The organism is Pedobacter nanyangensis (genome assembly GCF_003313505.1).
GTDB lineage: Bacteria > Bacteroidota > Bacteroidia > Sphingobacteriales > Sphingobacteriaceae > Pedobacter > Pedobacter nanyangensis.
The window spans coordinates 541,003-566,470 of sequence record NZ_QMHO01000002.1 but is presented as its reverse complement, the minus strand read 5'-3'; the positions used below and the strand labels follow the sequence as shown (position 1 = coordinate 566,470).

The following is a 25,468-nucleotide window of genomic DNA, read 5'->3' as shown; positions in this document are numbered from 1 at the left end:
TGAATGTTTATAGGATATGTTTTTTGTTGCGAGTTAAAGTGTACAGAAAATTTGAGCTGTTAGTGCTATACTTAAATTGACACAGTTAATATTATTCTACTTTTTCATACGCATCAAAGCTTCTACATAGTAATAATCGGCATAATTTAGGGGTACGTCTATTTCATTGCCATGCGGAATACTACCCACACTATGCATTAATATGAAGTTTCCGTTGGTGTTTAACGCTGCGGTGTAACTGTCTGATGCCAGCGAATTTAAAATGTGTTCGGCATTTTTTAAGTATTTTTTATCTGTATAGCTGCTTAACTCTATTAATGCCGATGCTATGATCGCTCCAGCTGATGCATCTCTTGGTTCATTTGGAATTTTGGGAGCATTAAAATCCCAATAAGGAACACCATCTTTCGGGTAATTGGGATGAGTAAGGATGAAGTTGGCAATTTTTTGTGCAAAATCGAGGTATTTCTTGTCTTTGGTATAACGATAACACATGGTGTAGCCATACAAACCCCAAGCTTGTCCACGCGACCAAGCGCTTTCATCAGCATATCCTTGGGCAGTTACTTTACTTACCACTTTCCCAGTTACCGGGTCATAGTCTACCACGTGGTAAGAGCTACCATCAGGTCTAAAATGATTTTGAAGGGTTGTGTTGGCATGCTCAACGGCAATTTGATGGTAAGTGCTATCGCCAGTAAGCATGGTTGCTTCAAAAAGCATTTCCAAATTCATTAGGTTGTCAATAATAACAGGGAATTTCCAACCTCTTTTCTCTTGCCAATTGCCCACTACATCCCAACTTTGTATGGTACCTGTGTTTTTATTAAAACGTGTAATAAGTGAGTTAGCGGCATCAATTAATACTTGCTTGTAATGCTCCTCTTTGGTAATTTGATAAGCTTTGCCGTAAGAGTTGTTAAATATAAAGCCAAGGTCATGATCGTTGGTTAAGTTTTTGTGCGCTTCGTAGATTTTTTGAGAAGCTATTGCTGCTTGTTTCCATTGTTCATCCTTGGTATTTTCAAACATCATCCAACAGGTTCCTGGCCAAAAGCCTTCGGTCCAGTCATAAGGTATTTCTATCCAGCGTACTTTACCATCTTTGTGAATACTCCTTGGAATATTGTTGGCTTCCATGGCAGTGTTTCTTAGATTGGTAAGTTGTTTTTCACTTTTGTCTAAACGTAACTGAGTGTCTGTTTTTGAATTGCAGCTTAAAGCGGCTAAAGAAATTAATAGTAGACTTAATTTGAGTTTATTCATGTTTTTTTGTTTGTAATAGCAAATATTTTTCTGCAATTAGATTTGATATAGGATGTTTATTGTTTAATTATTTTTTTGGTGGCTACTACGCCGGTACGATCAGTAATTTGAATAAGGTAAGTGCCAGGTGAGACTTTTTGTAGATCGAGTTTTACCTGATTTATTTTAGCATTTAATGGATAGCTGTTGTTAAAGACACAATGGCCAGAAAGCGAAAAAACTTTGATCTGGATGTTTTCTTTTCTATCTACTATATTTTGAAGGGTGATGTGATCTTTGAAAGGATTGGGATAGACGGTTAATTCTTTTCCAATTTCTTTAAGGATATTAGCTTCGCTTGTTAGGGGTAAAGCAAGGGTTGTTTCATCCAGTACAATCTTAAACACAAATTTGTTTATCCTTATATTTTCTGTGCCGGTACCAATATTAAAAATCGAAGCTAAATTGTAGTTGCTATGGCCACCTTGTATTTTAATATCTAGGTTTTCTACATCTACAAAACCTAAACCATTTGAAGGAAATTTATAGTCTACGCCCGAGCTGCTGCTACCTCCAAAAGTTTTTGTTTTCGAAGTTGCTGTTCTGTTCACGATAATTCCTTTCTTACTACCGCTCACTAAGCTTAAGCCAACCTTTGCCAATTGTAGTACAAAGTTGCTAGGCAGTTTAGATGCATCGAAACCAACTTGATAGCCTTCATTAACATCAATACCATTGGCACTAATGTTAATGTCTCCATTTAGGCCACGTATCCCTAGTTCTCCTATGCTACTTCTGTCTATACCCGCAGGAGCAAGCATGGCACCATAATTTGATCCAGAGCTTAAGTTGGTAGAGGCCATACCCGACCATCTAAACAGAAATTTCTTGCCGAATACTTCGCTGAAATTGGTGTTCCCGTAAACGTTCCAGGCATATTCTGTAGAAGTTCCTCCAATATTTATTTCTCCTGCTTCATTTACATGAAATTCAGAGGTGTCGTAGTACAAGTTGTTGGCTTCTAGTCCAGTAACAGGAGCGGGGAGTTCTAGTAGCACGTAATTTACCGCCTCGGTAGTTGAAGGAGGGACTACAGCATCGTCTTTTAGCGTTACCGTAAAAGTCACCACTTCGTTTGCCGGAATAGTTGCTTCAAAACCAACCATGCTGGCATTTGGGTTTTTTCTTTCGTAAGTAGCCGAAGGGAAGTAGCTCACAGGGTCTGCCGACCTGTTGCTTGCTAAAGTGAAAGTAACTGCGGGGTTTGAACAGACAACTTCTAATACGATTGTTTTTCCACCTTGTGTAAGCTTCAGTTGAGTAGCATTTAAAACTGTTACGTTGGCGGTAGTTGCCATATTCCAATAAAGATTTATCGCCTCGGCGCCATTATCTATGTAGTCTTTTATTTCTAAGTAAGATCCGTTTACCAAATAAATGCTTCTATCAATAGCATCAACCTCATTATTTAAGCCTATTAAGCTCAGTAAGTTTATTTTAGCACCTCTTTTGGCATTGGTGTCGTAAGTTTCGCTAATGGTTGCTTTTCCATTTACTTTATGGTGTTGCCAGATGCTTTCTGTTGTTCTTTTGATGGATAGCGTATTGTGACTAATGTTGCTTGTTCTGAAAACATTCCATCTGTTCGAATTTTGTGAAAAATCATTTTGTGCTCCGGGTGGACTTATGTTAGCTTTTATTGCTTCGTAGTCTTCCTTTCCAAAATCTGTTGCCCAACGTAAACCTTGAGCATCATAGACAAAAGTTCCGCCATCCATATGGGCATGACTATAGTTAGGTGTGCCTCCTTTTACACCAAAGAATTTGCCATTGGGCCCCTGCCAATCGGTACGTACCATAGCCACAGGCTGTTCGCCATAGCCATACCACAGTTTTTGTAGGGGAGGCGTTAAATTTGTGATGCTAATATCTTTTCCGTAGATAAGGGCTAGAGGCAAAAACCTGGCATCCTCTGAGTAATTGCTTGCATACTTTCCATTTTCAAGCAGTTCTTTCTCTATAGAAAGAATGGAAGGATTGTTCAGCTTTTTAGCCATCCACATTGTGGCGGGCAGCGGAACTCGTTTGTCCGTTCCATCGCTGTAATTAAAAAACAGTGAAGAAGTTCCGCTAGCATATTGCATGAATTTCGCAGATTCTAAAAAACCTGGTGTGTAAATTAAACGGTTAATCCCTTCGTGGTTTACGCCATAAATTTTCTCTAGCCCCGATAATAGCAACACTTGATACGTTGTGCCATAACTCCAGTACATGGGGCCTTCGGGATAATTTCCATTGGCGTAAGCATTTAACGCATTTGGATTTTTTATCAGTACACGGTTGATGATATACTTGGCTTCATCATCCATTTGGGTAGTTCCATCACCTAAAATGGCCAGTGCGCCCATAGTAAGGCCACCAATACAAACAGAATTCCAATTGGAGGTATAATCCCAAAAGGCAGCTGTTTTTTGGGTGAGAAAGGCGTAGTTGAGTATCTTTTCTCTGGCTTTTTGTTTGGTGGCTGTCGATAGTCCGTCATAGAGCCAATCGTATCCTATGCTTACTGCAAAGCACATTTCGGCTACATCTAAGCTATAGGTTACCCAATTAGGGAAGTCGCAAACAGTGTTGATTACCTCTTCTGCCTTAACCCGGTAAGCGGTATTGTTTGTCATCCTAAATGCGTATGATAGGTAAAATATACGAGTGATGGCTTCTCTTGATGTTTCCAGAATTCTGTTGCTGATGTTTGGGTTATATACCAATACAGGGGCCGTTAAAAATGTATTTGCCTGTTCTATAATATAGCTGTGTACCGAATGGTATTCTGGAGATTGACTAATAAGTGTTTGTATAGCAGCTTCTTCATTTTCTTTTAGTAACAATCTTGGATGAGCAGTGTTTGTAATTACGGCAGCGTTGAAAATATTTGTAAGTACTTTTAGCTCAATTTTAGTAATTCGCCAATCACTGGCCACCGCAGAGTTGTTGAATATGGATACAATCTCGTCATCAACGCTTCCGCCACCGATATATAGCCCCAATGAAGAAACATCAACGTCTCCTGCACCGCTGGAAAGCGTAAAGTTTATTCCCGGTGCCCCAGCATTTCCAAAAACGATACGTTTTGAAGTGTTCTTCCTGTTAACGATAATGCCTGTTTCGTTGCTTGCATTTAAGTAAGCAACAGATATTTTAGTAATCTGTACACCAGCGGTAACGGCTAAATTGCTTAGATTTAGCCCAAAAAAATAGCCTTCACCTGGATCTATACCAGCATTTGTTCCATTGCGTATACCCAACTGGCCTGAGCTAGATCTGTCTATTCCCCCAGCAGTAAGCATTTTTCCATAATTATCTCCTCCGGAAGTTATCACGCTGGCCATTCCACCCCAAGTAATGTCGAAGGTTTTGTTCAATGCTCCCGATTGAGTTATCGTAGTAGCGGCCACACTCCAGTCGTCGCTGCTATTGCTATTGTAATACGAGGCGGCGCCAGATGAGCTTATCACTATCGTAGACGCATCGGTAAAGACCGTGTTTCCTTCTGTGCCGTTTATATTAGGGGTAAGCGTGATAGTGTTTTGGGCATAATTTCTATCTATGCCGATAAAAAAAAGCAAAAGAGTAAATAAGAGATAATTTCTGTTCATATTGATTTGGTTTATATTGGTTGAAATATGTTCTATTTACAAATAGGTATGATCGTTTTTATAAGGGCATAACTATACGGCACATTATTCTTATTTGGGTTTTGAAAGGCGACGAAAACTATTTAACACCGCTAATTTTTTGTTTAAAAAATGTGTGTTGTCGGCATTTAAAATTAATTTGGTTGCATTAGCCAATTTAGTCCGTTTAGCGCTATGGAAAAGGGGAGGTATAAGCTAAAATTAAGGTGTAAAACGACTAACGTAAGTAGCTGGATTTGTATGTTAATAGTGCTGTTTTGGATAAGGGGTAAAAGGGAATAGTTTTTAGCAATAAAAAAAATACCTCCCTAAGTAAGACGATACACCCCCTCTGGTAAATCACACTGTTTTTCATTTTTGTATTGATAACCGAATAACTAACCAAATAAATAAACCGAACATGAGAAGGCGAAGTGTTGCTTTGCTTTCGAATGACTTACAGCGTATGAAAAAACAACTGCTATTTTTATTGTTGAGTTGCTTAATGGTAATTTCATGTAAAGACAAAAAGGAAGACCTTATCAGTATCGGTAATCCGTCTAACTTAAAGTATATAGAAATTACTGATGCCAGAGAAAGCAGAGCGATCACGACTTTTGCTCCGACCGTACAAACCGGGGGGCTTACACCTAAATTTGAGCTAGTAAGTATTGTTACAAAAGATGGAACAACCTTAGGTCAATCTTTTTTACAGCATGTAACTGTTGGCTCAAGTAGTACTGCAAACATTAGCATTACCTCTGGCCTGATTGATGCGAATGGAAATCCTGTAAACGCTGTAGCTGCAACAAACTCGGCTGCTAATGGCATTATCCGTATTGCCTCGGGACATAATTTTACCGCAGGCGATTACTATTTTACGGTTAAAGTTTCTACAGAGTTTGAAGGCAGGCAATATTCAACAGTGTTTGATAAGGCATTTCACTTACGTATTGCACCATTGTTGCCAACTAATTTAATTTACTCGCCCAAAAACCAAAATTTGGTTGTAGGCGCAGGCAGTAAAACCAGTGCGCCAATATTGCCAAACGCTAATCCGGATGTTTATTTTGAATTAACTAACCATCACGATAAACTAAGTATAAACAAACAAACAGGGGTAATTTCTTTAGCTAGTAATTATGCTTACACAGCAAGAGAAGTGTTACAGCCCACAGTTAAGGTAGTGAGCAATATAAGCTCAGAAGCTGTAATTTTCGAAAATAAATTGACGGTTATTATTACCAATGCCCCAGAGGTAATGCCTTTAGAAACCATTTATGTTTTTTATCCTACCCTTAATGTGAATGCGGCACTGCCTAGTGGTGGTGTAGGCTATACCGTACAAACCGATATTGCAGGGGTTTCGCCGCGTATTTGGGGTAACAGAACCAATTCCGTGGCATCTTATTTAGTAGCTCCAACAGAAAGGCCTACTAGCAATACCGGACAAACTATTATAGAAACAAATACCTTTAACGCCTCTGCGGTTACCACTCCAGTGAGCACTTGGATGGTAACTTCTACCCAGGATCTTACGCCATTTCAGTATGGTTATCAGCTTTCCTTTAACTACTATTATATGCCAGCTTATCAAACTTATATGTCTGATGGAAGAACACCAACAGATTTAGAAGTTTATATATCTACAGATTATACAGGAGGAGATATTCAAGATGTGAATGGTAACTGGGTGAGCGGTACCTGGACAAAAGTGAATGATGTAATGAAGTGTCAACGTTCTGAAGGTGTTAGCGGAAGTAATTCAATAGGAGCCCCTTGGGGTACAGAGTTTACCGGAACACCATATCCTGGCGATCAGAACGGCGCTAATCCAGACGGGAAGAAAAGACCTGGCGTTACATTTTACAATAAATGGGTGAAATGTAATTACGTCATCAGTAGTTCTCAAATTACCAAAAACGTTACGGTTGCATTTAAAGTGGCGTCTTACTTCCAGGGACAAATATCCAATAATGCGTCAGCTCCTGGTCGTGGAGGCACTTATTTCTTATCAGATTTTTACTACAAGGCAGTAGAAAATTAGCTTTTAATAATCTGAAAGTGATATATGTCAATCTCTAATTAAGGCTAAAAGCCTTTAAAATTTAAAAAAGTATAATCCTAGAAATATGAAATTTTTAAAAGTAGTATTGTTTTTATGCAGTATGATTGCCTTACCTGCTATTGCCCAAAAAGTGGTAAAAGGAAGTGTTAAGGATATAAAGGGAGGTCCAATTCCGGGTGTGAGTGTTAAGGTGAAAGGTACAGGCAAAGCTGTTTCTACCACGCAAGATGGTAGTTATACAGTTAACAATGTAAAGCCTTCTGATATTTTGGTATTCTCCTATCTGGGTTTTCAAACGCAAGAGAAAATGGTGTTGGAGCAAGCCACCATTAACGTGGTTCTAAAAAGCGATGATTTAAATTTAGATGAGGTGGTTATTGTGGGCTATGATGTTGTTAAGAAAAGCGATCTGACCGGATCGGTAGCAACGGTAAACGCGAAAGACCTTGCGTTAACGGCCACAGCAAATTTCGATCAGGCTTTGGCGGGAAGAGTTGCAGGAGTGCAGGTAACCGCGAGTGATGGTACGCCGGGAAGCCCCCTTAATATTGTGATTAGAGGAGGCAACTCTATTACAGGAGATAACTCTCCATTGTACGTGGTAGATGGAGTTCCGCTAGAAAATTTCGATCCATCTAGTATTAACACTCGTGATATTAAAACATTCGATATTCTTAAAGATGCTTCTGCCACAGCTATTTATGGTTCTCGTGGTGCTAACGGAGTGGTAGTAATTACAACAGTTAGTGGCCGCACAGATGGAAAAACAGATATTATGGTAGGTACATCGGCTTGGATGCAGTCGATCGTGAACCAGTTGGACGTGATGAACCCTTATCAATATGTAAAATACCAACAAACATTGGCTTACGCTAACGATAGTTATGTGCCAGGTTTGAACTTGCAGATGTTTGCAAATAGATGGGGCGACCCTGAAATGTACAGAAATACCGCTGGAATAAACTGGCAAGATGAGATTTTTAGAACAGCTGGAGCAAACAACTTTAACCTTTCTTTAAGGGGAGGAAATAGTAAAACCAATTTGTTGTATAGTGGTAATTATCTTAATCAAGAAGGTACGTTGATAACCACTGGTTTTAAAAAAATTAACAACCGATTAAAATTTACGCACAAACTAAAAGACAATTTAGAAGCTAACGGACAGGTAGAATATAGCCGAGTAAGTTATACAGGAATAGAAGTTTCGGGAAATACGCGTAATTCGGTAATTAGAGATGCCGTATCTTTTAGGCCACTAAATCCCTTCAATTGGACCTCAGATGATGTGGATGAAGAGGAAGAATTGATCTCAAGCCAAGATCCATTTTTATATGATCCGGTAAAAACTTTACAAAATACCGATCGTACTCGAAAAGACGATATCCTGGCCGGTACTTTAGGTTTAAACTATAGGTTTTTAAAGAAATTTGACTTAAGCCTAATGGGAAATTACAGAACAACAATTTCCGAGAATACTATTTTTCATAATGGAGATACGCAAGAAGCGAGCAGAACAAACAGAGGTATAAATGGCACCATTACCGATAGAAGATTTAATACTTTATCAACCTCAAATACTTTACGTTTTAAGGATAAAAAAGGAAAGCATGATTATGCTGCGCTAGTTGGTTTTGAAGCCCAGCATATAGATTTTGAAACATCCACTTTACAAAATACAAACCTACCAACCGATGAATTTGGTATTTACAATCTTGGTATCGCTACCACAGCAACTTTGGCAACAACAAACTATTCCGAAAACGCTTTATTATCATTTTTTGGTAGGTTAAACTATACTTACGATAACAAATATTTGGCTACCGTTAATTTCAGGGTAGATGGCTCTTCTAAGTTTAGAAAAGAAAACAGATGGGGATATTTTCCTTCATTCTCATTAGCTTGGAGACTTTCTCAAGAAGATTTTATTAAAAATATCAGCGCCATATCTGATCTGAAACTGAGAGGCGGTTGGGGCTTGACGGGAAATAATAGGATAGGAGATTTTGTAGCCTATAACCTCTTTAACGTAAGTTCATCAAGCGGCTATGTTTTGGGCAATGGACAAACCTACTCTCCAGGGGCGTTTCAAAGCAATATGGCCGTTCCTGATTTAACTTGGGAAACTACGGCTCAAACCAACTTAGGTTTAGATTTAAAGCTTTTTAAAAGATTTGATCTTACCGTAGATTACTACAATAAAAACACTAGAGACTTATTGCTAAATGCCGATATGGCACTAAGTACAGGTTTCGACAGAGTACAACAAAACGTAGGTAAAGTATCAAATAGAGGGGTAGAATTTACGTTAAGCACCAATAATATTGATCGTAAAAACTTTGGTTGGAATACAAATTTTAATATTTCATTCAATAGAACAAAAACAGTAAGCTTAAATAGCGGTCAAGAGCAAATATTAACTGATCCAGCTTGGGATGCTGGTTTTATGCAAACCGAGTATCAATATATCACCAAAGTGGGGCAACCCGTTGGTATGATGTACGGGCTCGTATTTGACGGAATTTACCAAGCAGATGATTTTGTGCAAACAAGTGGCAATTACCAATTAAGAAACGGTGTGCCATCTTATAGAACAGCAATGCGTCCTGGTATGGTGAAATTTAAAGATTTAAACGGCGATGGCATTATTAACGAAGCAGATAGAACAATTATTGGAAATCCTTATCCTAAACATACCGGAGGTTTGTTTAATAGCTTCAGATATAAGAGTTTCGATTTGCAGTTCTTACTTCAATGGGCTTACGATTTTGATATCCTTAATGGGAACAAATCGCAATACGGAAGTATTTATGCCCAGGGTAGAAACGGTTTAACGTCGCTTACCAATATTTGGACACCAACAAATACAGACACTGAAATAGGAGGGATGAGGTTTGACGGTATCAACCTTACCACACCTATGGGATATAAATTAGATACGCGCCACATTGATGATGGTTCTTATATCAAGTTAAAAACGGTAGCTATAGGTTATAATCTTCCTGTTAAGTTGCTCAATAAATTCAAGATGAAGAAGTGCAGATTGTCACTTGCCGCACAGAATTTATTCGTGCTAACAAATTACGAAGGATATGATCCAGACGTATCGGTAGGTAGGTACGGCGCATTAACGCCTAGGTTAGATTATTCTGCCTATCCACAAAGTTTAACCGTATCAGCAGGTATTGACATTACTTTTTAACCACTCCGCTTAGTTAAGAAATAAAATGAAAAAGAGAAATATTTACATCACCATATTATTTACCATGTTTTTTTGCTCGCTTGGCTGTAAAAAAGTATTAGAACTAGATCCTAAATCTGCATGGAAAGATGAAACCTTTTATGCGAATAAACAACAAGCAAGTTTGGCATTATCGGGTATATACAGTCAGTTAGCCAAAGAAGATTTATATGGTTTTAGGTTTAATGTTACGTTAGAAGCAGGAACAGATGAGATGTATACAAACGATCCGGGTGCAGCTTGGAATGCTGCAAAATATGCTTATACATCATCTAGCGATGAGATTAAAAACGTTTGGTTAAGATTTTATACCTGTATTCAACTAATTAATCAATTTGAGAAAAACTTAAAGGCAAGTGCTTTTACCGCGGCAGAATATAACAAGCTTTTAGCAAAGGCTCGTTTTATAAGAGGCTTCTGTTATTTTAACTTGGCAAATTGGTTCGGTCCTGTACCATTAAGATTAACCCCTAGTACATCTCAAGCAGATAATTTGTTCCCACCTTCGCCGGTATTTGATGTTTACACGCAGGTAGAAAAAGACTACTTATTTGCAGCCGAGCACCTAGACCACGCCAAAGATTCTGGTTATGTGCCTGGCGAGCCTAATAAAATGGCAGCGCATGGTTTATTGGCTCGTCTTTATCTTAAAATGGGAGGCTATCAACCTTATCTGGGGGCGAGCGATCAGGCTTGTTATTTTGATAATCCTCAGCAATATTTTGATAAAGCTAAACAGCAGTGCGAAATAATTATTAACGATGGCTGGCATAATATTACCTCGTACGCTACAAACCCTGACAGCTATAGAGCTCACTTTTTGAATTATTTACAAGATAAATATGATTTAAGAGAATCGTTATTTGAAATATCTTTTGGAAACTTGTACGCCATGGGAATTAACGTTAGTGGTCGTATAGGGAATATTAATGGTGTGGAGTTTGTAGGGGCTACAGAAATTCCAAGGGGGTTTGCCAATGTAAATGTTGGGGTTCCAGTGTATCAATTATATGCTATAGAAGATGCTAGAAGAGCGTGGAGTATAGCAGGATATAAAAATAATTACAGTTCTGCTACCGGAGCATTTACCATGAGGTATATCTTCAACAGCCCGTTAGATCAAGAGTACGGGATAGGAAAATTTAGGCGCTGGGAGCCTACAAATTTGGCTGCATTAAAAACAAGTACCACACTTGTTAGTGCGCCCTACACCATTCTTAACAGTACTGCCGGCTCCGCAACAGATCCAAACTTTACGAGTATAAATTTTCCAATTTTAAGATATGCTGATGTTTTGTTAATGCATGCAGAAGCACTTATTGGTGGTAGATATGGTACAAATAATGCGGATCCAACTGCGGTGAATAGTCTTAATATTGTTCGCGAGCGAGCGGGACTGGATCCTTACAGTGGTAGCGTAGCCCATGATGATTTCTTTAAAGAATTAGTAGATGAGCGTTTACGGGAACTTTGTTTTGAAGGTTTGCGTAAACAGGATTTGATAAGATGGAATTTGCTGGGAGATAAATTGATGGAAACCAATACAATCATTAAAAATTTTCCTAATTATAGTGCAACAAATCAGTATCATCAAGCTTACTTGGAACCTTCTGTTAACTTCAATAAGGCAAAACACTTACTTTTACCTTACCCGTTACAAGAAACCTTAATTAATACGAAACTAAAACAACGACTTGGTTGGTAATCAACAGGTCTTTAAAAAAATAAAGCACATGATGGTAAAAAACTGTTTGTCAAAAAGAGTATTTGCAATTCATATTTTGCTGCTGGTTATTTGTGCAAAAGTTGCAGTAGCTCAAAATGCAAACCTTTCTCATAGTTACGATTATTCGAAAATTGCTCCTCACCCCAGAATATTGTTAAATAAAGGAGAAGAGCAATTGGTGAAAAAGTCGATAGCGAGTAACCCAGAATTTTTAACGGTTTATAGCCATATTATTGGTTTTTCTAACAAATTGCTGGCAGAAAAACCATTAGAATTTAAGAAAGATGGTAAACGTCTTTTGGCAGTTTCAAGAAAGGCTTTAACTCGTTTATACTATTTGTCCTTTAGCTATCGGATGACTAAAGAGGTTAAATATTTAAATAAAGTAGAAGAAGAACTTAATGCTGTATGTAACTTCGAAAGTTGGAACCCTTCGCATTTTTTAGATGTTGGAGAAATGTGTATGGCCGTTGCCATAGCTTATGATTGGTTATATGATGATTTAAAAGAAAGCACGAAGCAGCATGTAAGAAAGGCAATCTTGGAAAAAGCATTTGAACCATCTTATATAAAGGAAGATGCATGGTTTTTAGAGCGACATAACAATTGGAATTCGGTATGTAACGCGGGCTTATTATTTGGTGCATTGGCAATTTTTGAGAGCGAAAAAGAAAAATCGATAGCCATTATAGAAAGAACATTAACCTCTAACAAACTACCATTAGAAGCTTATGGGCCAGATGGCAATTACCCTGAAGGACCAGGCTATTGGAATTATGGAACGTCTTTTCAGGTAATGTTGTTTGCGGCTTTAGAGAGCGCCCTGGGGTCCGATAACGGGCTTTCCAAAGCTCCAGGTTTTATGAATACGGCAAACTACATGTTATATGCAGTAGGTACTTCGGGAAAGTATTTTAATTATTACGATGGTGGCGCTTCCGTAGCTGCTTCACCATCTATGTTTTGGTTTGCTAGTAAGCTAAAAGATCCTTCCTTGGTGTATACTGAGATAAAAGCAATTAAGAACGGACTGTATACCAGAACCAATAAGTCTGACGAAGAAAGGTTAATCCCTAATATGCTGGTTTTTGCTAAAAATTTGAAATTATCAGCATTGAAAGCTCCTATAAATCAGCTTTATAAGGGGAATGGAATTACCCCGATAGCAATAGTACGTACGGATTGGGAGAGTGGAAAAGGAAGATATTTAGGGATAAAGGGAGGAAAGGCTGAAGACGCACACGGACACATGGATCAAGGAACTTTTGTTTACGATGTTGGCTACTTAAGGTGGGCTGCAGATTTTGGTTTACAAAGCTATATTACACTCGAATCAAAAGGAGTTGATTTATGGAATATGTCGCAAAACTCAGAGAGATGGGATATTTTTAGGTATAATAATTTAAATCATAACACTTTAACGATCAATAATCAGCGCCATAATGTAAATGGTTTTGCAAAAATGGTGTCAACTTTCGATAATAGAAAAGAATTAGGAGCTTTAGTTGATATTAAACCAGCCTTAAACCTTAAAAATGAATTGAAAGTAGCAACTAGAAAGGCAACTATTGTTGATGGTGCTTATCTTAAAATAGAAGATGTGTTAGAAACTGGAGCTGATCCGGTTGATTTGAGATGGAATATGTTGACACCTGCTGCGGCTAAAATTATAGATCAGCAGACTATCATGTTATCTCAGCAAGGCAAAAACCTTGTGGTGAAATTCAAATCAGACATCCCTTTGAATTTGGTTATACGCCCGTCAGAAGATCCTGCTAAGTATAAAAACGAATTTGGTAATTCTAATTATGGCGAATACAATCAAAAAAATATCGGTACAGTCATGATAGGTTTTGATGCTAAAATACCGGCAAATAAGAAGGTTACTTTTAAAGTAGTTCTAGAAGATAATTGAGCAATTAATTGATATTTTAGCCTTTTAAACAGGTTGTAAAGCATAATGAAAGAAATTTGAAATTTAAGCCGTTTGGTGGTTTTGCATTGGTATCAACATCTTTAACAACACCAGATAATTTTTACAATAAAAGTTAAAAAAGACCAGGTAGGAAATGAAGTTAGTTTTCATTATTTATGGGATGATAGGGACGAAACAGGATTTTCAATTTTTGGAGAAGCTTTTAGAAGAAATGGTAAAAAACTGATCCATCGCCTATTCGGCTGTATAAAAGAGGACAGGCTCTATCGGCCAAGGACGAAAGACAAGTTGTCCCACTAATTTAGGAAAACCAAACCAGCCATTTTCAACAGTTGTTTAACCATAATACTTTTTTCTGAACCAGAAAGCAAGGTTTACCAATGCAATAAGTGCAGGTACCTCGACCAATGGCCCAATTACGCCCACGAGCGCCTGACCGGAATTGATGCCAAAAACTCCGATGGCTACTGCTATGGCCAGTTCAAAGTTATTTCCAGCGGCAGTAAAGGCAATGGATGTGCTCTGCGAATAATCGGCACCCATCTTTTTCCCTGCAAAAAAGCTAACGATAAACATAATTGCGAAATAGATGACCAACGGAATGGCTATGCGGAGTACATCCATTGGTATCTGTACCATAAGTTCGCCTTTTAGGCTGAACATCACCACAATGGTAAAAAGTAGGGCAACCAGGGTTATTGGCGAAATAAATGGCACATATTTTTGCTGAAACCATTGCTCACCTTTAAGTTTGATCAGCGCATAACGGCTAATTAGTCCTGCGGCAAACGGAACACCCAAGTAAAGCCCTACACTTTTTGCAATTTCGGCAATAGTAATGTTTACCGCCAGTCCTTCAATACCAAATAGCGGTGGAAGTACGGTAATAAAAACATAGGCATAAACGCTATAGAGCAATACCTGAAATATACTGTTCAGCGCAATCAGACCAGCTGCATATTCTCTATTTCCATCTGCCAGTTCATTCCATACCACCACCATTGCGATACAACGGGCAAGGCCAATCAGTATCAGCCCCACCATATATTCGGGGTAATCCTGTAAAAATACTATGGACAGTACAAACATGAGTGCTGGACCGAAGATCCAGTTCAGGGCCAGCGAAGTGCCCAGCACCTTAGTATTGCGGAATACTTCGCCCATTTTTTCATACCTTACCTTGGCCAGCGGTGGATACATCATCAGTATCAGTCCAATGGCCAATGGAATATTGGTTGTACCGCTGGAAAAAGAATTGATGAAACCTGCTGAGGACGGAATAAAAAAGCCAATTGATACACCAATGGCCATTGCCAGAAAGATCCACAAAGTTAGATAACGGTCCAGAAACCCTAATTTTTTACGTTCTGCCGCAGGGGCACAGTTATTAGCCGACATATTTATTTGATTTGTGAGAAGACGTAAAACATTTCGGTTGCAATCTGCAAACTTCTTTCCTGATACTTTTCTGCCTGCTGAGGTGTGTGGTCAAATGCCTTTGGGTCATCAAAGGTTATTGGAATACGTTTTTCGGCCCCTGCAATGAATGGGCAGCCACCGTCAGCCTGCGAGCAGGTCATGATTGCCACAAATTCGCCTGAAGGGTTAAATTCATGGTCGTAGGCCTTTGAAAAGCCAATCACAGGATGTTCATTCTCACTATATTTTATGGCATATACCGGATTACTTCCTTCCGCAATAACTTGTACCTTAAACCCCGTTTGTCTTAACGTTTCCGCAACTACCGGGAACAGGGCAGTAGCTTCGGTACCGCCTGAATAGCAAAAAACATTTTTAATGCCATAATAAGCTGCTGCCGTTTGCGCCCAAACCTGTGATAGGTGGCTTCTGCGAGAATTGTGCGTACAGATGAGGTTGAGTCTTACCTCACTTTTATTGTCATGCTTGTCTTGGATATAATCAACCAAAGGCTGTAAAATCGCTTTGCGTTCCGAAGTGATGCTGTCAAATTTGAAAGCGCCGGCCAGACTTTCAAGTTCCTGAAAAAGTTTTGTGTTCATTTTATATTTATCGGCCTTAAAATTAGCAGCACCCTCCACCTGGTGTACAGGTTGAAGCCGAAGCCAGATTTACCATTTCAATTTTTTGTTTTTCGGCCGGCACACCACATTTTTCCGTCGCAAGGCAAGCGGTTTTCTTGGCCAGTAAAAGAAAGTTCTCCCCATCAAACCCAAGGTCATACTTGCCGATGGTCTCTGCCTGATATTCCACTTCAATCTCCAGATCTTCCATCCCCAAAACCTTTTCCGAAAGCGAAATGATATGTAGCAATTTTCCAGCCTTTAAGCGGTGTTCATAATCATCGGCATCCCATAACTGGAAATTAGCCACTTTTTCATGGCGTACGGTTCCACCGCAGTCTATAAAGTCTTTTGTGATAATTCCAACCTCCGTTACATGGAAATGTTCTGGCACCGAATTGCCGTTTTCCAATTTAAAATTCACTCCTTCAGCCGTAGCAAGGATTTCTTTTATTTCTGATAGTTTCATGATTTAGGTGTTAATAATATATTGCAATTTAACGATTGATATAGATAAAAAAAGGTTAGCAGCAGGTAGTTTCGCCTTTATAGGATGCCAAAAATCCACCAAGTTGTTCTTCCAACAGTTTCCAGGTCTTAGGGTTGATGCAATAGCAAACGCTTACACCTTCTATTGTTCCCTGTATGATACCAGCTAATTTCAATTCCTTCAAATGCTGGGAAATGGTTGCCTGTGCCAACCCAAGCTCACCCACCAAATCGCCACAAATGCAGGTGTTGGATATGATGATCCTTTGCAGGATAGCAATACGGGCAGGGTGTGCAATTGCTTTCAGCAATGTGGAAAGCTGGTTCTGCTCGTCGGTGAATATTTCTGATTTTGTAAGTCCCATAATTATATATCGCAATATTACGATTTAATTGTGAGAACGCAAAATAAATTTGATTTTTGACTTCACTAACAATCTTGGTCTTGGTTTCCTCGTCCAATCTGCTCCATGGTTTTCGGGAGGCAATGGTAGGTTTAATAGTCTTCTCTGTTTTTGTTATCATTTTTTGCTTGCATTAGCTACAAGCTATTTCAAGACAAGACACACTTTTAGTATATCCCCAAATGAATAGCGGTTAGCCATTTTATCGCATTCGTACCGATCAAAGGCATTTCCTTTTTTATGTCTTAGAATTTGTTCGTCCATACGCCGCAAATCAAATCCTTCATTCTGGTTTAGTTATTCTTAAATAGGTTTGATTTTATTAACTTTGTGTCATGGATACAGGTATTCCGGGACTGAATTTGGAAGAATTAAAATTGAAAGGTTTTAAAGTTCATAAGTTATCGCCCTCAGCTGAATTGCCCGTACATACTGGTAGGCGTGACTATTATAAATTAGGCCTCATTAATGGAGAAATAAGCATCGAGCAAGATGGGCAACTGAAAGATATTAAGGGCACTTTCCTGATTTTCGTTAACCCAAAAGCACCAAAATCGATTGTTCGAAAAGTGAACAGAACAAGTGGTTATGCTTGCATTTTTGCCGAAACATTCATGAGCAATCGAGAATTAAGAGACTCGCCCTTGTTCAATATTGAAAAAAGCCCGGTAATTCCGATAGATAGCGAGCAGGCAGCTTTTGTGGATCATATTTTCCAGAAAATGCTCATAACCTATGAAGGGGATTATGCACATAAGGCAGAATTGATCAAGAATTGCATTGCCCTAATTATTCATGAAGCGTTAAGCATACAGCCACCTCCACACCTTTCTGTTCCAAAAAATGGTGCCAGCCGTATAACGCATATGTTTTTGGATATGCTTGAAAAACAGTTCCCGATCGAACATGCCACAGATGCGCTTCAACTGCGGACAGCCCAAGATTTTGCCGCTTCGCTTGCCGTGCATGTAAATTATCTTAACCGTGCTGTGAAAGCCACCACAGGAAAGCCCACCTCTGTGCATATTTCCATGCGTATTACTGCAGAAGCTGAAGCGCTTTTGCAACATACGGATTGGAGTGTGTCTGAGATTGCCTACGCATTAGGTTTTTCCTATCCTGCCTATTTCAATAATTTTTTCAAACGATTAACCGGTAACACCCCTAGTTCCATTCGCAAGGTTTGAAAATTATAGTTATTGGTTTGATAATCATTTAACCAATGCTGTGTTTTGGGCGAACTTTGTGGAATGAAAATTTTAGTTACAGGAGCAACAGGAAAAGTAGGGAGCAGGTTTGTTCCCCGCCTAATAGCCAAGGGCTATGATGTTACGATATTAATACGGAATGCTGCTCAGGCCATTCCAGGCGCCAAATATGTAGTTGGCGATTTGTTTGAGCCAGAAAGTTTGCCAGCGGCAGTAGAAGGCATAGATGCGGTCATTCATTTGGCAGCATTATTCAGAACCTTTACTGATGATGAGGGCATTATTAAAACCAATCATTCAGGCACCATAGCCCTGGCCAATGCTGCAGTTGGTGCCGGCGTAAAGCGATTTGTTTTTGTAAGTACCAGTAACGTGTATGGTTCGGGCTATGGTCATCCGGCAAAAGAAGACGATGTAGTGAATATAAACGATCCAAGGGCTTATGCAGCCAGTAAAATAGCTGCCGAACAAGAATTGCTAACGATGAATTTAGATGTAAGGATATTGCGTTTGGGTTTTGTATATGGCGACAAAGATCCGCATATTGATGAAATTATGCCAATACTCAAAAAATGGGGACGTCCGGCAGGATATAGAATGCACATGGTACACCATTTAGATGTGGCGCAGGGTTTAATGTTATTGCTGCAATTGGATGGATTAAATGGTCAAATATTCAACATTGCTGATGATGCACCGATCACCTTATATGAACTTGCAGAATCTGTTGGCAAGGTTGGCGATGTGTTCGATAATGCACCTACGGTACTAAATGATCCCTTCGAAGGTACCATGGATAGTACAAAACTGAGAAGGTGGACCGGTTTTCGACCATTGGTTCCAAGCTTTTACGTCGCTTCTGATCTGGATATACTGTAGTAGTATAAATTCCATTTGCATTGAAAATCGCATCGGCAAACAGCCTTGTTTGGATTTTGCGAGTTGGATCTGTGTAGCCCTTGGTGGTAATGTTTAGCCGCCTCCAAATGTATATCAATGGCTTCAAGTTAGTTCGAAATAAATACCATCAGGTTGTCATCAAAATTGGGTAAATCGGCAGTTTTGTGCATTTCTTTAAGGATTTGGTTCGCAGTAAGTCCTCTGGCAGTACCACCCAAAAGCCTTTAGCATTACGCTGAAGGCTTTTTTGTTCGAGGCCATTTGCTTTATTGTTCGCTCTTTGGCGGTTCGTCGCCATGTGCATTACCTTCCAATCGGAGGTATATTTTTTCCAAGGCCTCTCCAAGTTCCAAGTTGGTTTGCAAAAGCTGTTCAATTTCGGCTGTTTGTACACAGTCTAACTGATGTTTGGCATATTGTTCTAACAGGCCACTTTCGATAAAATAGTTGATGTCCATGTTTCCTCTCGCTTAATCCAATTAAGGCAACGCAAATGTCGTGCATAAATATAAGTATTTATGTATCTGCTTGTCTATTTGTGTGTTAACTTTGTTTTAATATGGCCTTTGCATGAGATTTTGTTTTATAAGCGTTGAAAATTGTCCTATGCGTTACTCAAATCGGGAATGATATTGTAGCACGCATTCCAAACAAACATTATGCACCAGTTTATCAGCGTTTAAAATATTTTTAGGTTTTCATAATTACAACTTTAAGTTTAATGGATTTTTAAGAGATTTGCCTTGCGCAATAAACTTCATTTCTATTTAAAGTGTCCATGTATAGTTTTAAAAACGATTATGCCGAGGGAGCCCATCCCAATATCCTCCAAAAATTAATGGAAACCAACTTTAGCCAACAAGCGGGATATGGTGAGGATGCCTACACACTTGAAGCCAAGGAGCTGATCAAGCAAAAGATCGCAAATCCACAGGCCAGTATTTATTTCCTATCGGGCGGTACACAAACCAATTTGATCGTAATAGCTTCGCTTCTGCGCATCCATGAAGCAGTAATTAGTGCCAAAACTGGCCATATTTACGCCAATGAAACAGGTGCCATTGAAGCTACAGGCCATAGGGTAATTACCGTAGAAACTGCAGATGGCAAATTGAGGGTTGCCGATATTGAGCAAGTGTTAAAGGAATATGGCCTACGACCGCATGTTGTAAAACCTAAAATGGTATATATTTCCAACTCTACCGAAATTGGCACAATTTATCAAAAATCAGAACTGGCCCAACTGTCGGCTTATTGCAAATCAAAAAACCTTTATCTGTTTATGGACGGTGCCCGATTGGGTCATGCACTCACGGCAAGTAACAACGACTTGAACCTGGCTGATCTATCGGCGTTAACCGATGCTTTTTATATTGGCGGAACTAAAAACGGTGCGCTGTTGGGAGAAGCCATCGTTTTCAATAATCCTGCTATGGCACCGGAGTTTGATTATGCACTTAAACAAAGAGGAGCTTTATTGGCCAAGGGAAGATTGTTGGGCATCCAGTTTTTGGAGCTGTTTAAAGATGATCTGTATTTCTCTCTTGCGGCACACGCCAACCAAATGGCCATGAAAATATCAATTGCAATGGAAGAAAAAGGTTATGCTGCACTTACTAAATCTACCACCAACCAAATTTTTCCCATTTTGCCCAATGGGATCATCAGCAAGTTAAACCAAAAATATGAATTTTACGTTTGGAAACCTGTCGATGCCCACCACGCTGCCATCCGTTTAATTACTTCTTGGGCTACTGATGAAGCCAAGGTAGACGAGTTTATCCGCGATTTAAAAACACTGCAGGTATAAAGTTTGTGGGCATTTAATTTTGAACCTGGGCAAGCTGGTTTAACACCTGTGTTTTCCTGTTTGCTAAGGTGCCGCTCACTTCTATAATGCGGCTTTTCAAATCATGCAGTAAATCTACCAAGATGTCGTTTACCTAAATCCTTAGCAGAACATTGGATCAAATCAGGGCTTTCAATATGAGGTTTAAACCAAGCTTACAAAGCTTTTAAAAGCTCCTAAGTTTTGTTCGAAACTACTATTTGCATCTGGTATTTACAAAAACATGATACATGAGATCTCCTGTAAGCGTTGGAGATTTTGTACCTTTAAACGATTGCGGAAATAAGATACATCGCATTTTTAGCAGCATCTGTTGATATCAGTGCCAGCAATTTTTTTTAAACCCAGTTACAAAAATCCTATGGCTTGGAACCCGAAACTTTATGATAGCTTTAAGGAAGTACGCTATCAGCCATTTTATGATTTAGCCAGCCTGATTTCGCCGGCAGAAAAGCTTAAAGCTATAGACTTGGGTTGTGGAACAGGGGAGCAAACGGCCCTGTTGAGCGAAAAGTTTAGAAATTCAAGTTTTACAGGGATAGACTCGTCGGCAGAAATGTTGGCGCAGTCCAAACGTTTCGAAAATGAACGCCTGCATTTTAGGCTTGGAACTATTGAACAGGAAGTGAAGTTGGCAACACGTTACGACCTTGTTTTTAGCAATGCAGCTTTACAATGGGTAGATCAGCATGAGCTGCTGTTCCCCAAGCTGGTCACTTTGCTCCATACCGGCGGGCAGCTGGCCATACAAATGCCCGTGCAAAAGGAGAATGTCCTGAACCAGATTTTGGCCAATTTGGTAGGCGAAGAACCTTACGCTTCCCATTTGGAAAATTGGCACAGGGATTCACCGGTATTATCCATGGACGATTATGCCCAGATCCTTTTTGATCATGGACTGTCTAACATCCAAATTTTTCAAAAAGTATATCCAATTATAGCTCAAGATCACGACGCGCTTTACAATTTTATTTCAGGTACTGCGCTCATCCCATATTTAGACCGATTGCAACGCAATGAAAAACAACAGTTGATCCACGAATTTAAATTAAGGATAGCGAACAGATTCACCAAGTTACCTGCCATTTATGCTTTTAAGCGCATACTCATTTATGGCGTAAAACGGTAAAGGGTTATTGATATTTACTAATAATTTTAGTAAAATTGCGGTATGTCAAAAGGGAATAAAAATCAAGCATCCGTACAGAAGCCTATTTATGCCATTGTGGATATTGAAACCACCGGTGGGAGTGCTGCGGGTAGTAGAATGACCGAAATAGCCATTTTATGCCATGATGGAACGCAGGTGGTAGACCGTTGGAGCAGTTTGATCAATCCCGAAATGGACATTCCTTTGCATATTACCACTTTAACAGGAATTAGTAACCAAATGGTGGCCCAAGCACCCACCTTTGAAACATTGGCGCTTCAGGTGTTTGAAAGGCTCAAGGATAAGATTTTTATTGCCCATAACGTAAACTTCGATTATTCTTTTGTAAAAACACAGCTGGCTGTTTGCGGTTTCCAATGGGATGCGCCCAAGCTTTGTACGGTTAGGCTTTCCCGTAAATTGTTGCCTGGATTTAGTTCCTATAGTTTGGGGAAACTATGTAGCAACATAGGTATTGCCATTACCGATAGGCACAGGGCGCTTGGTGATGCCGAGGCCACTGCCCAGTTGTTTTCGATATTATTGGCAAAAGACCAACAGCAGCTAGTGGGTGCAATGTTGCGGCGTGCATCGCCAGAACAGCGTTTGCCTGCACATGTTCCTTTGGCCGACTTTCAGGCATTGCCGCCAGGTCCTGGCGTATATTACTTTCACAATCAGCAAGGAAAGGTAATTTACGTGGGAAAAGCCATCAACATTAAAAAGAGAGTGGCTTCGCATTTTGTGGGGCATAATGAAGGAGCTAGGCGACAACATTTTTTGAAGGAGATCCATGGAATTTCCTTTGAACGATGCGGCTCGGAACTGATGGCCCTGTTGCTGGAGTGCACCGAAATACAACGTTTGTGGCCAATATATAACAGTGCGCTTAAAAGTGCCGAACCTAAATTTGGTTTATACCATTATGTAGCTGTAAACGGTTATAGCCACCTGGCTGTTGGCCGACTACCAAAACAGTTGAAATGTGCCAAAATTTTTAATAGGGAAGTGGATGGACTTAACTTCTTGGCTTCGCAAAGTAAACAGTTTGATATTGACCAACGTTTTTGCCGGTATGGCAAGGGCGCTGTGTTTAAAACCAATGAGCCATTGCCTGATCTGGAAAAACATAATGCCAACATTGACCGCTTGTTGGGGAGTATTGAGGAAGACCATTTGAGTTTTATGTTGTTGGATGAAGGGCGGGAGCCCCAGGAGCAAAGCTGTATTTGGATTGAAAAGGGTGAGCTGTATGGAATGGGATATTTATCAATGGAGCAACAATTAGATGATGCCCTGGCAATTAAAACCTGCTTAACACGTGTAAAGGGAAATCACTACATGCTACAATTGGTCATGGCCTTTGCGCAGCGTTATCCACAAAATATTAGGATGATCGGTTAAGGATTAGGCGCTAAGCACGTTCCCTAAAAGTAAGGCCCTGATGTGTTCATTTAGCCCGTTAGGTACTTCCTGTTTGCTTACATTTGAAAGCGCATGTTGCGCCGAGTTGAATTTCTCAATGTAGGTTCCGCTCTCGGGATTGAACTTCAAAAAACCTTCCTCAAAATATCTTTCTTCTATTTCTTCGGAAGAATCCATGGAGCGAAAAGTTAGCTTGGAGATTTCCCAAGTGCTTTTCTCAACCCTTAGCCATTGAAATCTCTCGCCAATGGCAGCATATTCGCCCAAGTCGTTTCGTTTAATTTCGGCGAGAAACAAATCATCGCTTTCTAAAACGTACAAATATTCAAATATATTGGAGTTGAGGTTGTTCATGGGGTTACTAAATTACTGCCTTTCATGCTAATCAATGTCTTTTTTTTATCCACAAGGCTCTCCTGCGTTTGTAATGGCAACTGCGAAATTTTTGCCTCAAATGATGCAACCAAATCCACAGTGTTCTACAGTAAACGGCTGCACGCTAAGGTTTGTAAAATAGCAGCTAATGGCCTGTTCGCAAAGCCATTTGGCTGATGATGACCTAAATAATTAGTTTTGGATAAAATCTGCGAATTTTAGTTAAACAATATGTTTTTATATTTGTTTGAAAACTAAATATACAATAGAAACTTGATGAAGAAGAAGGTTTGGGTAGTGGAGGATGATCCCGATATTGGAGAAGTTATTTCCTTCCTGCTAAATGATGAGGGCTTTGAGGTGTGCCTGTTCCCCAACGCCTCGATGTTTAAGGAACAGCTGTCTAATTCCGATGCCGATATGATGGTGATGGATGTGATGTTACCTGATGGTAATGGGATTGAATTGTGCCACGACGTGAAAACTAATGGGGCATTAAAGCATGTCCCTGTTTTAATGATGTCGGCCAATAAGGGGCTTTCCGATTTGAATGGTTATTACAAGGCCGATGATTTTATTGCCAAACCATTTGATATTGATGAATTTATGAGGAAAGTAAAGCGCTTGGTAAGCTAGTAGCTATTCGGCCAAGTATTTACGTTTGTACTCCAGAGGCGTAATTCCGTTAACTTTTTTGAAATGCCGGTAAAAGTTGGAAACATTGTTAAAGCCGCATTGGTAGCAAATCATGTTGGTAGGATGTTTATCCTCAATCAATAGCCTACAGGCGTGGCTCACCCTAATTTCGATTAAAAAATCATAATACGTTTTTTTGGTCATCTGCTTAAAATAGCGGCAAAAAGAGGTTACACTTAAATTACTGATGGAAGCCACTTCCTGTAAACTAATTTCCTTCTTAAAATTGGTTAGCGTATAATTATAAACCTTGTTCAGCCTAATCACGTCCGATTCGTCTGATTGATACTGCACATTGCCAGGATTAAGTACGGCGTAGTCGTCGGCCTCTGCCAATGTTTTCAAAATAGATAGCAATACAATCAACCTATCCAGATTTTGCGCATCTTTAGCCTGCAACATCAACTGGGCCAGTTTGTCTCGGTGCTTGCCTTTTAATAAGATACCCTTTTTGGCTTTCTCGAAAAGTTTTGGAATTAAGTATGCTTCCGGTAAATTAAGGATATCTTTCCCAAGGCAATCGGGGAGGAAATGAATTACAATGGCCTCCACCTCATGGCTGGGGTTGTTCTGGAAATACTCATCGCTGCAACGCCAGGTGTGGGGCAAATTATCACCCAAAAGAATAATCTCGCCCGAAGAAAAATTACTGATGTTGTTTCCAATAAATCTCACGCCTTCACCTCTAATTACGTAGTGTAGTTCCAATTCCGGATGGTAATGCCAAATCTTGCCAAAATTTTCCTGAATATCGTGCCTAATGCTGAAAGAATTTTGAAGACTAACAGGCACTTTATGAAAGTGTGGTTTCATGGTACTCGTTTTATATTTGGTTTGTAATTATTCCTTAATTATAGCTAAATAATTTCGAATATTGCCAAATTGGATAGTTATTATGCTAACATCCTACAATAAATAGCTAATAAGCCGCAAAAAATACTTTGCTCCAAAGGGCATCTTTGTAAAGTAACTTGGTTACAGCCAAATATAGATGTGGTGGGCAATCCCTTTGTTGACATCAAAAATGCTGGGGTCACAACTAC

At 39.5% G+C, this 25,468-nt stretch carries 19 protein-coding genes; 10 read left to right on the top strand and 9 right to left on the bottom strand.

Annotated features, from left to right (window positions below; genetic code table 11):
• Positions 1-96: 96 nt before the first annotated feature.
• Both DUT71_RS05520 and DUT71_RS05515 read right to left on the bottom strand, forming a co-directional pair.
• A complete protein-coding gene (locus DUT71_RS05520; protein WP_113661511.1) occupies positions 97-1,266 on the bottom strand; it encodes a glycoside hydrolase family 88 protein in 1,170 nt (389 codons plus the stop codon).
• A 56-nt stretch (positions 1,267-1,322) separates the two neighbouring features.
• The gene (locus DUT71_RS05515) at positions 1,323-4,901 is read right to left on the bottom strand and encodes a T9SS type A sorting domain-containing protein (RefSeq protein ID WP_113661510.1); all 3,579 of its coding nucleotides are present in this window, start codon (positions 4,899-4,901) and stop codon (positions 1,323-1,325) included.
• 484 nt (positions 4,902-5,385) lie between these two features.
• Between DUT71_RS05515 and DUT71_RS05510 the strand changes: the two genes are divergently transcribed.
• The 4 genes from DUT71_RS05510 to DUT71_RS05495 all read left to right on the top strand — a co-directional run bounded on the left by DUT71_RS05510 (position 5,386) and on the right by DUT71_RS05495 (position 13,866).
• Entirely contained in the window at positions 5,386-6,966 is a 1,581-nt protein-coding gene (locus DUT71_RS05510; protein ID WP_113661509.1) for a hypothetical protein, read from the top strand.
• Between the two features lie 85 nt (positions 6,967-7,051).
• Entirely contained in the window at positions 7,052-10,186 is a 3,135-nt protein-coding gene (locus DUT71_RS05505) for a SusC/RagA family TonB-linked outer membrane protein (protein ID WP_113661508.1), read from the top strand.
• Between the two features lie 25 nt (positions 10,187-10,211).
• Positions 10,212-11,930: a RagB/SusD family nutrient uptake outer membrane protein gene (locus DUT71_RS05500; protein ID WP_113661507.1), complete on the top strand. Its 1,719-nt coding sequence runs from the start codon at positions 10,212-10,214 to the stop codon at positions 11,928-11,930.
• A 28-nt stretch (positions 11,931-11,958) separates the two neighbouring features.
• On the top strand, positions 11,959-13,866 hold the full coding sequence (locus DUT71_RS05495; RefSeq protein WP_113661506.1) for a heparinase II/III domain-containing protein: 1,908 nt from the start codon (positions 11,959-11,961) through the stop codon (positions 13,864-13,866).
• A 357-nt stretch (positions 13,867-14,223) separates the two neighbouring features.
• Here DUT71_RS05495 and arsB read toward each other — a convergent pair whose 3' ends face one another.
• The 4 genes from arsB to DUT71_RS05475 are packed head-to-tail and all read right to left on the bottom strand — an operon-like array spanning position 14,224 to position 16,783.
• Positions 14,224-15,285 carry an ACR3 family arsenite efflux transporter gene (gene arsB / locus DUT71_RS05490; protein WP_113661505.1) on the bottom strand — a complete coding sequence of 354 codons (1,062 nt, stop codon included), beginning with the start codon at positions 15,283-15,285 and terminating at the stop codon, positions 14,224-14,226.
• A 2-nt stretch (positions 15,286-15,287) separates the two neighbouring features.
• Positions 15,288-15,908: an arsenate-mycothiol transferase ArsC gene (locus DUT71_RS05485; protein ID WP_113661641.1), complete on the bottom strand. Its 621-nt coding sequence runs from the start codon at positions 15,906-15,908 to the stop codon at positions 15,288-15,290.
• A 22-nt stretch (positions 15,909-15,930) separates the two neighbouring features.
• Positions 15,931-16,398, bottom strand: coding sequence for a DUF6428 family protein (locus DUT71_RS05480; protein ID WP_113661504.1), 468 nt, complete (start codon positions 16,396-16,398; stop codon positions 15,931-15,933).
• A 55-nt stretch (positions 16,399-16,453) separates the two neighbouring features.
• Positions 16,454-16,783 carry an ArsR/SmtB family transcription factor gene (locus DUT71_RS05475; protein WP_039478798.1) on the bottom strand — a complete coding sequence of 110 codons (330 nt, stop codon included), beginning with the start codon at positions 16,781-16,783 and terminating at the stop codon, positions 16,454-16,456.
• Between the two features lie 374 nt (positions 16,784-17,157).
• On the opposite strand from DUT71_RS05475, the gene DUT71_RS05470 reads away from it, so the two are divergent.
• Both DUT71_RS05470 and DUT71_RS05465 read left to right on the top strand, forming a co-directional pair.
• Positions 17,158-18,009 carry a helix-turn-helix domain-containing protein gene (locus DUT71_RS05470; protein ID WP_113661503.1) on the top strand — a complete coding sequence of 284 codons (852 nt, stop codon included), beginning with the start codon at positions 17,158-17,160 and terminating at the stop codon, positions 18,007-18,009.
• 63 nt (positions 18,010-18,072) lie between these two features.
• A complete protein-coding gene (locus DUT71_RS05465; protein ID WP_113661502.1) occupies positions 18,073-18,909 on the top strand; it encodes an NAD-dependent epimerase/dehydratase family protein in 837 nt (278 codons plus the stop codon).
• 287 nt (positions 18,910-19,196) lie between these two features.
• On the opposite strand, the gene DUT71_RS05460 is transcribed toward DUT71_RS05465, so the two are convergent.
• Complete coding sequence (locus DUT71_RS05460; RefSeq protein ID WP_113661501.1) at positions 19,197-19,388, bottom strand: hypothetical protein; 192 nt, start codon at positions 19,386-19,388, stop codon at positions 19,197-19,199.
• 320 nt (positions 19,389-19,708) lie between these two features.
• Here DUT71_RS05460 and DUT71_RS05455 point away from each other — a divergent pair, with 320 nt between their 5' ends.
• The 3 genes from DUT71_RS05455 to DUT71_RS05445 all read left to right on the top strand — a co-directional run bounded on the left by DUT71_RS05455 (position 19,709) and on the right by DUT71_RS05445 (position 23,333).
• Entirely contained in the window at positions 19,709-20,740 is a 1,032-nt protein-coding gene (locus DUT71_RS05455) for a threonine aldolase family protein (protein WP_113661500.1), read from the top strand.
• Positions 20,741-21,140: 400 nt separating this feature from the next.
• The gene (locus tag DUT71_RS05450; RefSeq protein WP_113661640.1) at positions 21,141-21,908 is read left to right on the top strand and encodes a methyltransferase domain-containing protein; all 768 of its coding nucleotides are present in this window, start codon (positions 21,141-21,143) and stop codon (positions 21,906-21,908) included.
• A gap of 42 nt (positions 21,909-21,950) precedes the next feature.
• On the top strand, positions 21,951-23,333 hold the full coding sequence (locus DUT71_RS05445) for an exonuclease domain-containing protein (protein ID WP_113661499.1): 1,383 nt from the start codon (positions 21,951-21,953) through the stop codon (positions 23,331-23,333).
• Positions 23,334-23,336: 3 nt separating this feature from the next.
• On the opposite strand, the gene DUT71_RS05440 is transcribed toward DUT71_RS05445, so the two are convergent.
• Positions 23,337-23,708 (bottom strand): hypothetical protein, encoded by a 372-nt coding sequence (locus DUT71_RS05440; RefSeq protein WP_113661498.1) that lies wholly within the window; start codon positions 23,706-23,708, stop codon positions 23,337-23,339.
• A 297-nt stretch (positions 23,709-24,005) separates the two neighbouring features.
• Between DUT71_RS05440 and DUT71_RS05435 the strand changes: the two genes are divergently transcribed.
• A complete protein-coding gene (locus tag DUT71_RS05435; RefSeq protein WP_113661497.1) occupies positions 24,006-24,365 on the top strand; it encodes a response regulator transcription factor in 360 nt (119 codons plus the stop codon).
• Positions 24,366-24,368: 3 nt separating this feature from the next.
• Here DUT71_RS05435 and DUT71_RS05430 read toward each other — a convergent pair whose 3' ends face one another.
• Positions 24,369-25,238, bottom strand: a complete 870-nt coding sequence (locus DUT71_RS05430; protein ID WP_113661496.1) for an AraC family transcriptional regulator — start codon at positions 25,236-25,238, stop codon at positions 24,369-24,371.
• Between the last annotated feature and the right edge of the window lie 230 nt (positions 25,239-25,468).